The organism is Pseudomonas sp. AG1028, assembly GCF_007993955.1.
Lineage (GTDB): Bacteria > Pseudomonadota > Gammaproteobacteria > Pseudomonadales > Pseudomonadaceae > Aquipseudomonas > Aquipseudomonas straminea.
Genome location: NZ_VIVP01000021.1, coordinates 1 through 10,948 on the forward strand (window position 1 = coordinate 1; position 10,948 = coordinate 10,948).

The window sequence follows — 10,948 nt, forward strand, 5'->3', positions numbered from 1 at the left end:
TGGGGCGAGGTCTCCTACCGTCTGTACTGCTGCGAACAGTCAGAATTGGCTTTGTCGTCCCACCACCCCTTCGAGTATCACCATACAAGGGGCTTCAGCCCCGAGCCTTTTAAACAGAAGCCATCAGGCGTTACTCAGGTACCAGCGCCAATCCTGCTCGCCGACCTCGCCCATGAACTGGCGGTATTCGGCGCGCTTGATCGCCAGATACACCTTGAGAAACGCCTCGCCAAAAGCCTCGCGAGCCCACTCGGAGTGCTCCAGCGCTTGGATCGCCGCCGACCATTGGGTAGGCAGGTGCTCGGTGGCCTGGGCGTAGCCGTTGCCCTCGACCGGCGCTCCGGGGTCCAGCGCCTCGCGGATGCCTCGGTGAATCCCGGCCAGAATCGCCGCGGCGGCAAGATAGGGGTTGGCATCGGCGCCGCAGATACGGTGCTCGATGTGCCGGGTATTCGCAGGGCCACCGGGCACGCGCAAGCTGACGGTGCGGTTATCCACACCCCAGGTGGGCGCCAGCGGCGCATAGCTGTTGGCCTGGAAGCGTCGGTAGGAATTGGCGTTGGGGCAGAACAGCAGCAGCGAGTCGAGCAGACTGGCGAGCATGCCGCCGACCGCCTGACGCAACAGCGGCGTGCCGGCCGGATCCTCGCTGGCAAACAGATTCTCGCCCTGCCCGTCGGCCAGGCTCACATGCATGTGCATGCCGGTGCCGGCGATATCGGCGAACGGCTTGGCCATGAAGCAGGCCTGCATGCCATGGGCGTGAGCCACGCCCTTGACCAGACGCTTGTAGCGCACCGCCTGGTCCATGGCCGCGAGTGCCGGGCCGTGCTCCAGGGTGATCTCCACCTGGCCGGGGGCGTACTCGGAAATCGCCGTGCGTGCCGGGATGCCCTGGGCCTTGCAGGCCGCGTAGAGGTCCTTGAGAAACGGCTCGATCTGCTCCAGCTCGCGTAGGCCATAGACCTGGGTCTGCCGCGGACGACTACCGTCGGCGTCCAGGGCCGGCTGCGGGCGCCCCTGGGCGTCGCGTTTCTGGTCGAGCAGGTAGAACTCCAGCTCGCAGGCCATCACCGGATGATAACCCTCGGCTTCGAGCTGCTCGATCACGCGGACCAGCAACTGCCGCGGGTCGGCAGGAGTGGCCGGCAGGCCTTCGCTGGGGTGCATCGACACCTGCACGGCGGCGGTGGGAATCTGCCGCCAGGGCAGGCGCACCAGGCTGCCGGGCAACGGGTAGGCACGGCAGTCGATATCGCCGACCTCCCAGACCAGGCCGGTGTCCTCGACGTCCTCGCCCTGGATGGACAAACCGAGCATCGTGCTCGGCAGCGGCCGCCCGCTCTGGTACAGCGCCAGCAGTTCCTCACGGTGCAACAGCTTGCCGCGCGGCACGCCATTGGCATCAAGGATGAACAGTTCGATCAATTCGATATCGGGGTTAGCGGCCAGGAAACCCTGGGCTTCCTGCACAACTGCGAAAGTCGTCATCGCGCACTCGCTTGCGCCAGTCAGGCGCTCGATGTCCGCACGGCCGGCTCGCTGTTCGAACCGGCGCACAGGCAGACAAATGGGTATCAGCGGCTGCGGACATGGCGCAGCCATCGGACTCAGCGGGCGGAGAGAGCGTCCGGCGGGCGAGCGTGGCGGCAATGCCAGAGCGCCCAGAAGGCGAGGATCTGCGGCAGCGCCGTGGGTTCGGGCGCCCGCCCCCGCGAGCGCAAGGCTGGCAGGGCAAGAGCGTGGGCAAGGCTGCAGACCGGAATAGACATGCCCGCGAGGCTCGCACGCCGCGACAGTCAGGTTAAATCGTTATTGGCACACCTTCAGGTAGCCAGCGGCTAAACAATCGCGCTCACGGCTCCGGTTTGTAACCCAGCCGCAAGCCGCCCCAATGCTTACCCTGCACATGAATCGGCACCGACAAGTCGTGCATCAGTTCGCCGGTGTCGCGCATGTAGGTCTGCAGCAGCACGCGCTGTTGGTGACTGCCGCAGCGAATGCCGGTGCGGTCGTTGAACAGCCGCTTGCTGCGGCTTTTCACGGTGTCCACGGCGCGATCGCCAGTGGGCGGATGGTTGAAGGCCTGATTGTGGGTCGGCACGTAGCCTTCCGGCGTGGTGGCGATGGCGAATACCAGGCCTTCATGGCGCTTGAGCAGCGGCTCCTGAATAGCCGGCAGCACACCATCGGCGTAGCTGTCGAAGCGCGTGCGGAATTTGGCCGGGAAGCTGTCCGGGATCGGCTGGTACTGGCGGTCGAACAGATCCGCGAGGCTGATACGCCCCGCCTGAATGTCAGCCTCGAACTGCCGGCCTATCGCGGCGGCACCCTCCAGTGCCAGGTCGTAGATGCGTTGGTGGTAGTCGTCGAGGCCGACGCTGGCCAGCTGCTCGCTGACGCTTTCCGCCTGGCCGACCAGTTGCTCGGCGGCCTTGCCCAACTGACGGGTCTGGTCTTCGCTGCTGCGCACGTCGCCGCGCAGTTGCTCGACCGCCACCAGCAGCTCGGCCAGGTGATCGTGGTTGCTCGCCGTACCGGCGCTGATCTGCTCGACCTGAGCATCGACATCGGCGGCCAGGTCGGCGATGCCGCGCAATTGCTCGCCAGTGAACTCGATCTGCCGGGCGGCCGCTTCCAGCTCCTCGGCCTGCTGCTGGATATGGCTGACCACCGCCGCACTCTGCTGGCGGATGTCGGCGACCATCTGCCCCACTTCACCGGTAGCACTGGCGGTACGCCCGGCCAGGCTGCGCACTTCGTCGGCGACCACCGCGAAGCCGCGCCCCTGCTCACCGGCGCGCGCGGCTTCGATGGCGGCATTGAGCGCCAGCAGATTGGTCTGGCTGGCGATAGACTGGATGACCTGGGTGACCTGTTCTATCTGCTCGGTCCGCGCGCCAAGGCCGTCGATCAATTCGCGGCTGGCGGCAGCCTGGGCGCTGAGCTGCTGCATGCGACCGACGGCCTGCTGCAGCTCGGTCTGGCCGCTGGCGCTGCTGGCGCGCACCGTCTGCGCGGCACCGAGGGTCTGCCCAGCGCGCTCGGCATTGCTCTGCTCGGTGCGGGTCACGGCGTGGGCACCTTCGCTGATCTGCTCGACCGCCACCAGTTGCGACTGCAACCGACCGGCCAGTTGCTGCACGGTGAACGCCACCTGGGCCGCGGACAGCGCGTTATGGCAAGTGTGCTGCGACAGGCTCTGGCTCAACGCATCGAGAGAAACCGCCGGGGCGGCTGCAGCCGTCGCCGGGGCCGGGCGCCGCCAGGGGCCGAACCACGGCCAAAGCGCCAAGGCCAGCAAGGCGATCACGCCGACATAGACCGGCATCTGCACCTGCTGCCACACCAGCAGCAGCGCTAGCAGGCCGACCACATGCAGGGCCAGCGCGAGCCGGTCACGAGTAATTCCAGCGTCCATGGCGAACCTCGTCTTTCTTATTGTGGGGTGATGCGAGCGATAGGCTCTAGCGGCCCGTGTTCAGTAGATCGACCGCACGGGACAAATCCGTAGGCCGAAAAACCAATCCGGTCAGTTGACCACCCCATGATGCGCCGCGCCATGGCACTTTGGTAGCAAAGCGACTGGGGCGCTCAGCGTTCGAGGCGGTGGCGCTTGACGAAGGAGCGGTCGAAGTAGTCCTTGCAGCGCCCGTACAGCTGGCCGCCCGCGCTCCACTGCTGCCAGCCGAGCAGCGCGCCGCCGTCACCGCTGGCCAACAGCAGGGGGCGTTGGCCACGGGCCTTGTAATCACGCAGCGCGCCGCCGCGCAGGGCCGCCGCCAGGTTGGCGGCGAGCACCGGTACCTGGCGCATCGAATACAAACCGCTCTTGCGCACGCCGGGCAGGTTGGCGCAATCGCCCACGGCGAAGACCTGCGGGTGGGAATGACTTTGCAGCGTCAGGGCGGTGTGCACGAAACCGTCGCCATCGCAGCTCAGGCCGCTGGCGGCGATCCACGGCAGCGCCTGGGCGCCGCTGGCCAGCAACAGGCGGCTGCCATGCCACACGGATGCCTCACCGCTGATCAGGCAATTGCCGTCGATGCGACTGATCGGGCAATGCTCGCGCACCTGCACGCGGCGCATGCGCAGATGGCCCCAGGCGCGCATGCGCAAGCCGGCGCAGTGCCCGGCCAACAGCGGCTCACCGCAGAACAGCGCCAGCTGCGGTACCTGGTCGGCGAGCGCCAGGGCCATCTCCACACCCGCCACGCCGCCGCCGAGGATTGCCAACGGCTGTGGGTCGCGCTGCCAGGCCTGCCAGCCGGTGATGAAGTGATCCACGGGTTTCACCGCCAGCACGTCCATTCCCTCGCCCTCGCGTGGTGGACAGGCGACCCGGTCACCGACGTTGAGCGACAGCCAGTTGCCCTGCAGCACCCGGTCATCGGCCAGCGTCAGCTGACGTGTCGCGGCGTCCAGCGCGGCAACGGGGGCGACGATCAACTCGACCTGCGCGGCCTTGCACAGCGCGCCCAAACCGATCTGGCAATCCTCTGGCGAATAGCGGCCACCGACCAGCCCCGGCAACATGCCGGCGTGCCAGGTGTGCTCGGCACTGGCCAGCAGGGCGATACGGCCCGCCGGCCGCTCGATCAGCGCCCAGCGTCGCAGAACCCCGAGATGGGCCGGGCCTGCGCCTACCAGCAACAGATCGTAGTCAGTCATCTACACCGATATCCTTGAGAACCTGGGAGCGCTTTGCAGCCGTTTGCGGACATGCACAGCGAGCTTTGACCGAGATAGCCGCGCAATGATCCCGCCGCCGATGGGGTTGGCGGAGCATGGCGGCAGCAGGCCGCTTCGAGCAAGTGAAGAGACGCTTGCGGCGGGTTTTCGACACATTTTTGCTGCGGTTATTACCTGCCTGTCAGGCCGCCGAGGCCTGCACCGGCAACCGCTCGAGCAAACCCGGATCGATGCGCAGCAAGCGTACGCAGCGGGCATCGCGAAGCTGCTCGCTAGGCCGTTGCGTCTGCTCCAGCGTCAGCACCTGCCCGGCCAGATTGAGCACTAGCGCCTCACGGGAAAACACGCCGCTGTTCAGGCTGTAATAGGCGGCCACCAACTCACGCAGGCCGAACGGCAGGCGCCAGCGGATGCGCAAGGCCGAACCGAAACCGGCAGCACGCTGGCCGATGGCCTGGTCGATCTGCGCGTCGCTCAGGCTGCCGCCGGCGTCCTGCCAGTCCTGCATGCAGCGCAGCAAGGCCAGCTCACCTATGTTGTGCAGCAGGCCGGCGGTGTAGCAGAGCTCGGCATCCAGCGACAGCTCGCTGGCCAGCCAATGGGCAACCTCGGCGCTGCGCTGAGCCGCCACCCAGGTACGCACGCCGCGCTCGGCCAGACGCGGGTCGCTGAGCCGCGCATTGCGCTGCACGGAAAGCCCCAGCACCAGGTTCAGGGTACGCGCCACGCCCAGGCGCGGCAGTGCCTGGGTCAGGGTCTGACAGGGCGAGCCGTTGTGGTGGGCGGCGCTGTTGGCCGCGGCAATCAGGCAGGCGGTGATCTGCGGGTCGCGGGCGAACACCTGCTCCAGCTCGCGCAGGCTCGGCTCGCTGCTGTTCAGGTACTGGCTGACCGAATCGCGCACCGAGGCCAGCAGCGGCGCGCCCTGCCCTTCTTCGCGCATGGCATCCAGGTAATCCTCCAGCCGATTCACCAGCAAGGCGGGAATCGGGCACAGCAACTCTTCCCCGTCGGCGAGCAGCAGGCTGGCCAAGCGCTTGCGCAACGCCTCGGCATTGAAGGGCTTGGCCAGGTAGGCGGTAGGTGCCAGCGGCTTGGCGGCGCGCACGCTGTTGGCATCCAGGCGCCCGCTGATCAGGATGAACGGCAGCGCCGGAGTACGCGGGTGACGACGTAGCTGGCGCAGCAGCTCAAGGCCATCTACGCCCGGCAGTTCGCTGTCGGCGATCACCAGTTCAGGCAGGCGTCGCTTGCAGCGCGCCATGGCCGCCTGGCCGTCGGCGACGCGAATCACCACGGCGTCGCACCGCACGTCGAGCACCAGTTGTTCGAGCAGATCCGCCGTCCAGGGGTCGGTATCGGCGATCAGCACTTCTGGAGCGGGCACCGCTTCAGCCATCAGCAAACCTCTCTAGATCGGAGCAAAACACCGACCCAGTATAGACAGGCCCTGACGCCATCCGAATCGGGCGCCAGAACGCCCCAGGCTGCGAAGGCTTGCATAAATAGCAGGCAAAAAAAGACCCGCCGAAGCGGGTCCTTTTCAACGGCGTGGCTTACGCCAGTTCGTCGAAGCACTCGGCCACGATGGCGATGCCTTTTTCCAGCTGGGCGTCCGGGATGGTGACCGGCATCAGGAAGCGCACCACGTTGTAGTAGGTGCCGCACGACAGCAGGATCAGGCCCTTTTCGCGCGCCTTGGCGACGATCTTGCCCGTCAGTTCGGCAGCCGGCTTGCTGTGGTCGCCGCCTTCGAACAGCTCGATGGCGACCATCGAACCCAGGCCACGCACGTCGCCGATCACCTTGTGCTTGGCGGCGATCTTGTTCAGGCCGGCCTTGAGCTTCTCGCCAACGGCGTTGGAGCGATCCAGCAGCTTCTCTTCGTCGAACACCTTGAGTACGGCCAGGGCCGCAGCGCAGGCGATCGGGCTGCCGGCATAGGTGCCGCCCAGGCCGCCGGGGGCGATCTTGTCCATGATCTCGGCCTTGCCGCTGACGCCAGAGATCGGGAAGCCGCCGCCGACGGACTTGGCGAAGGTGGTCAGGTCCGGCACCACGCCCAGTTGCTCGGTGGCGAAGAAGGTGCCGGTACGGCCAGCGCCGGTCTGCACTTCGTCAGCGATCAGCAGGATGCCGTGCTGGTCGCACAGGGCGCGCAGGCGCTGCATGAAGGCTGGCGAGTTGACGTAGAAACCGCCTTCACCCTGTACCGGCTCGATGATGATCGCAGCGATGTCCTGGGGCTGGGCATCGTTCTTGAAGATGCGCTCGATGCTGGCGATGGATTCGTCTTCGCTCACGCCATGCAGTTCGCACGGCGCAACGGCGCGGTACACGCCAGCAGGCATCAGGCCCATGCCGGCGGAGTACGGCACGACCTTGCCGGTCAGCGACAGGGTCATCATGGTACGGCCGTGGTAGGCACCCGTGAAGGCGATCACGCCAGCACGGCCGGTAGCGGCACGGGCAATCTTCACGGCGTTCTCGACGGCTTCAGAGCCGGAGGTGACCAGCAGAGTCTTCTTGGCGAAGTCGCCTGGTACGCGCTTGGCGATTTCTTCGCACAGCTCGATGTAGGGCTCGTAAGCCAGCACCTGGAAGCAGGTGTGGGTCAGCTTGGTCAGCTGTTCCTGAACGGCGGCCACCACTTTCGGGTGCAGGTGACCGGTGTTCAGTACGGCGATACCGCCGGCGAAGTCGATGTACTCACGGCCTTCGACGTCCCACACGGTGGCGTTCTCGGCGCGCTCGGCGACGATCGGGTGGATCTGGCCGACACCGCGCGGTACGGCGGCCTGGCGGCGTTGCAGCAGGGATTCGTTGGTCTTGCTCATGGCTTCCTCATTCACCGCTCATCGTCGGTGTGGTTCAAGGATGACGCATCCCGCTGCAGCCACGACAGCATGCGATGATCGACTGCCGGGCCTTGCGGGATACAGGGAGAAACGTGTGTTGCGCCGCCGCAGCGGCGCAGGTCGATCAGTCTTAAATGCTCAGGCAGAGGTACTTGATTTCCAGGTAATCCTCGATGCCGTACTTGGAGCCTTCACGACCCAGGCCCGAGGCCTTGATGCCGCCGAATGGCGCCACTTCGTTGGAGATCAGGCCGGTGTTGATCCCGACCATACCGTATTCCAGCGCCTCGGCCACGCGGAACACGCGGGAGAGGTCACGGGCATAGAAGTAGGAGGCCAGGCCGAACTCGGTGTCGTTGGCCATGGCGATCACTTCGGCTTCGTCCTTGAAACGGAACAGCGGCGCCAGCGGGCCGAAGGTTTCGTCCTTGGAGACCAGCGCGTTCTTCGGCACGTCGGCCAGAATGGTCGGCTCGAAGAAGGTGCCGCCCAGGGCGTGGGTCTTGCCGCCGGAGAGGATCTTGGCGCCTTTGGAAACGGCGTCCTCGATGTGCTCCTTGACCTTGGCCACGGCCTTCTCGTCGATCAGCGGGCCGGTGGTGGTGCCGTCTTCCAGGCCGTTGCCGATCTTCAGCTTCTCGACCGCGACCTTGAGCTTCTCGGCGAAGGCATCGTAGACGCCGTCCTGCACGTAGATGCGGTTGGCGCATACGCAGGTCTGGCCGTTGTTGCGGTACTTGGAGATGATCGCGCCTTCGATGGCCTTGTCCAGGTCAGCGTCGTCGAACACGATGAAGGGCGCGTTGCCGCCCAGCTCCAGGGATACCTTCTTGATGTCCTGAGCGCATTCGGCCATCAGCTGGCGACCGATCTCGGTCGAGCCGGTGAACGACAGTTTGCGCACGATCGGGTTGCCGGTCAGCTCGCCGCCCACTTCACCGGCGCTGCCGGTCACTACGCTGAACACGCCAGCCGGGATGCCGGCACGGGTCGCCAGCTCGGCCAGGGCCAGGGCGGAGTACGGCGTCTGCGAAGCCGGCTTGAGCACCATGGTGCAGCCAGCGGCCAGGGCCGGGCCGGCCTTGCGGGTGATCATCGCCGCCGGGAAGTTCCACGGGGTGATGGCCGCGGTGACACCGATCGGCTGCTTGATGACGATCAGGCGCTTGTCGGCCTGGTGGCCCGGAATGGTGTCGCCATACACGCGCTTGGCTTCTTCGGCGAACCACTCGATGAACGAGGCGGCGTAGGCGATCTCGCCCTTGGCTTCGGCCAGCGGCTTGCCCTGTTCGATGGTCATCAGGCGCGCCAAGTCGTCCTGGTTCTCCAGCATCAGCTCGTACCAGCGACGCAGCTTGGCCGAACGCTCCTTGGCGGTCAGCGCACGCCAGGCCGGCAGGGCCTTGTCGGCGGCTTCGATGGCGCGGCGGGTTTCGGCAGCGCCCATCTTCGGCACGCTACCGATTACTTCGCCAGTGGCCGGGTTGGTCACCTTGATGGTCTGGCCACTGTCGGCATCAGCCCAGGCGCCGTTGACGAAAGCCTGCTGGCGGAACAGTTGCGCGTCTTTCAATTGCATGGCGATCTCCTCTATCCCGGCACCACGGCGCCAGGAGATGACGAAAGAAGCTGGGAGCGAACCCAGGCATGGGTTGGAGCGACAGGCTAGCTGCGGCCTGCAAATTCGAACGGAGTGCGCCGCCGTGAGTTCAGCTGGCCAACACCATCGTTTGAAATATCAAACAAATCGTAAGATCAGCTCGACCAAAGGGCAATAGGCCGTTCGAGAAAATTAACAGCTGCAGATGAGCGGGAGCAGGGCCGTCTTTGTTTATAGCCCATACCTGTGGCGATCACTGGCCAAACGAGCCCCTCGCGCAGCATGGACGCACGCCAGCGACATGCGTATGATTGCGCCCCGCAACGCACTCGTAGCTCAGCTGGATAGAGTACTGCCCTCCGAAGGCAGGGGTCGTGGGTTCGAATCCCGCCGAGTGCGCCATCTCGCTGCTTTCCTTCACTCTTCAGGTGATGGGGAAACGCAACACGAAGCCCGCCATGTGCGGGCTTTGTCGTTTCTAGCGCTCGTTCAATTCTGTGCTGAACGGTCCATCAGATGCGGACTTGTCTCGCAGACATTTCGCATTCAACACCTGCACTTCATAAGCCTCGCCGTTTTTTCTCCTATAACAGCGCCTCTGCCTTATAAAAAAGATACACCGGGTGAAACATGCTCGACGACGGTTCATTCAAGCCAATAGTGCAGCTCTGAAAATTCTCTCGGCGCTTTGGCCTCGGCCCCTCAAATCGTTGACCAATCAATCTAAACCGCGATCCTTCGGTGAGTGTCCACTGCATTGCTATCGACCTCAGCCATTCAGGACTCTCGCTATGTACAACCCAGCCATACACGCCAAGGGCGAACTCTCGCAAGGCATCGTCTGGCTTGCTCGGACAGGCTATGCGGCACGCGGCGTGGTGTATCTGATCATCGGCGCTTTCGCGCTCTTCGGCGCCAAGGGCAGCGGTGAAACTGTCGGCACCAAAGGTGCTATCTCGACATTGCTGGAGCAACCTTTTGGCGAGGGCCTGCTCTGGATAATGGTGGCGGGACTTTTCGCCTATGCCGTCTGGCGAATGACTCAGGCCATTACCGATCCGGAAGATCACGGCACCGACGCCAAGGGGCTCGCCGCGCGTGCAGGCCTGGTGGGCGGTGCCATCAGCTATGGCCTGCTGACCTTGTTCACGCTGGGTCTGCTGGGTAGTTCGCTCGGCGAGTCCTCGGGGGGCAGTGGGGGCGGCGAAGACTTTCTCTCTGGCATGCTGGGCTGGAAGTACTCGAACTATCTGGTTTACCTTGTGGCGCTGGTGCCGCTGGGGGTCGGCATTGCACATATCATCAAGGGCTGGAAAGCCAAGTTCGAAAAGTACTTTTCTGCTTCTGATGACGTCATGCGCTGGGTAACGCCCATCTCCAAAGTCGGCCTTATCGCTCGGGGTGTTTCGTTTCTCGTGGTGGCCGGCATGCTCTTCAGTGGAGGTGCACGTTATGAGCCGACCAAGCCACCAGGCTTGGAAGACGCACTGAACGCCCTGCAGTCATTGCCCTATGGCACCTTCTGGCTGGGGTTGATTGGTGCAGGACTGATCGCATTCGCACTCTACAGCTTTGCCGAAGCGATCTGGCGGCGTATCGATACGGCGGCAGTCTTTGACTGAGCTGTACGCTCGACACCATCTCTATTGGAGATGCAGATGAAACAGCAGAGTCAGAAACAACAAAGCCCGCATAGCGCGGGCTTTGTTGTTTCTGAGCCAAGATCATCCTGGGCATTGGTATGCTCGGCTGTTACCCATGCCAGGTAGGTCATTCGAGCATCCCAACAAACTCGCAC

General features: G+C 64.7%; 7 protein-coding genes and 1 tRNA gene. 2 read left to right on the forward strand and 6 right to left on the reverse strand.

Annotation, left to right across the window (positions count from 1 at the left end; translation table 11 throughout):
- Positions 1 to 123: 123 nt before the first annotated feature.
- The 6 genes from FB481_RS23005 to gabD all read right to left on the reverse strand — a co-directional run bounded on the left by FB481_RS23005 (position 124) and on the right by gabD (position 9,129).
- Positions 124 to 1,491, reverse strand: a complete 1,368-nt coding sequence (locus FB481_RS23005) for a glutamine synthetase family protein (RefSeq protein ID WP_093507619.1) — start codon at positions 1,489 to 1,491, stop codon at positions 124 to 126.
- Between the two features lie 364 nt (positions 1,492 to 1,855).
- Positions 1,856 to 3,421, reverse strand: a complete 1,566-nt coding sequence (locus FB481_RS23010; protein ID WP_178109924.1) for a methyl-accepting chemotaxis protein — start codon at positions 3,419 to 3,421, stop codon at positions 1,856 to 1,858.
- A gap of 173 nt (positions 3,422 to 3,594) precedes the next feature.
- The gene (locus FB481_RS23015; RefSeq protein WP_147178103.1) at positions 3,595 to 4,671 is read right to left on the reverse strand and encodes an FAD-dependent oxidoreductase; all 1,077 of its coding nucleotides are present in this window, start codon (positions 4,669 to 4,671) and stop codon (positions 3,595 to 3,597) included.
- Between the two features lie 202 nt (positions 4,672 to 4,873).
- Positions 4,874 to 6,091, reverse strand: a complete 1,218-nt coding sequence (locus tag FB481_RS23020) for an HDOD domain-containing protein (protein ID WP_147178105.1) — start codon at positions 6,089 to 6,091, stop codon at positions 4,874 to 4,876.
- 157 nt (positions 6,092 to 6,248) lie between these two features.
- Complete coding sequence (gene gabT, locus FB481_RS23025; protein WP_147178107.1) at positions 6,249 to 7,529, reverse strand: 4-aminobutyrate--2-oxoglutarate transaminase; 1,281 nt, start codon at positions 7,527 to 7,529, stop codon at positions 6,249 to 6,251.
- Positions 7,530 to 7,680: 151 nt separating this feature from the next.
- On the reverse strand, positions 7,681 to 9,129 hold the full coding sequence (gabD, locus tag FB481_RS23030; protein ID WP_147178109.1) for an NADP-dependent succinate-semialdehyde dehydrogenase: 1,449 nt from the start codon (positions 9,127 to 9,129) through the stop codon (positions 7,681 to 7,683).
- 346 nt (positions 9,130 to 9,475) lie between these two features.
- On the opposite strand from gabD, the gene FB481_RS23035 reads away from it, so the two are divergent.
- Together FB481_RS23035 and FB481_RS23040 are read left to right on the forward strand one after the other, a co-directional pair.
- Positions 9,476 to 9,552: transfer RNA gene (locus FB481_RS23035), tRNA-Arg, on the forward strand.
- A 389-nt stretch (positions 9,553 to 9,941) separates the two neighbouring features.
- Positions 9,942 to 10,772: a DUF1206 domain-containing protein gene (locus FB481_RS23040; RefSeq protein WP_147178111.1), complete on the forward strand. Its 831-nt coding sequence runs from the start codon at positions 9,942 to 9,944 to the stop codon at positions 10,770 to 10,772.
- Positions 10,773 to 10,948: the final 176 nt, after the last annotated feature.

Bases quoted from the DNA above. Each gene is read 5' to 3' on its own strand.
- FB481_RS23005 (WP_093507619.1), bottom strand. From the start codon at position 1,491: ATGACGACTTTCGCAGTTGTGCAGGAAGCCCAGGGTTTCCTGGCCGCT.
- FB481_RS23010 (WP_178109924.1), bottom strand. From the start codon at position 3,421: ATGGACGCTGGAATTACTCGTGACCGGCTCGCGCTGGCCCTGCATGTG.
- FB481_RS23015 (WP_147178103.1), bottom strand. From the start codon at position 4,671: ATGACTGACTACGATCTGTTGCTGGTAGGCGCAGGCCCGGCCCATCTC.
- FB481_RS23020 (WP_147178105.1), bottom strand. From the start codon at position 6,091: ATGGCTGAAGCGGTGCCCGCTCCAGAAGTGCTGATCGCCGATACCGAC.
- gabT (WP_147178107.1), bottom strand. From the start codon at position 7,529: ATGAGCAAGACCAACGAATCCCTGCTGCAACGCCGCCAGGCCGCCGTA.
- gabD (WP_147178109.1), bottom strand. From the start codon at position 9,129: ATGCAATTGAAAGACGCGCAACTGTTCCGCCAGCAGGCTTTCGTCAAC.
- FB481_RS23040 (WP_147178111.1), top strand. From the start codon at position 9,942: ATGTACAACCCAGCCATACACGCCAAGGGCGAACTCTCGCAAGGCATC.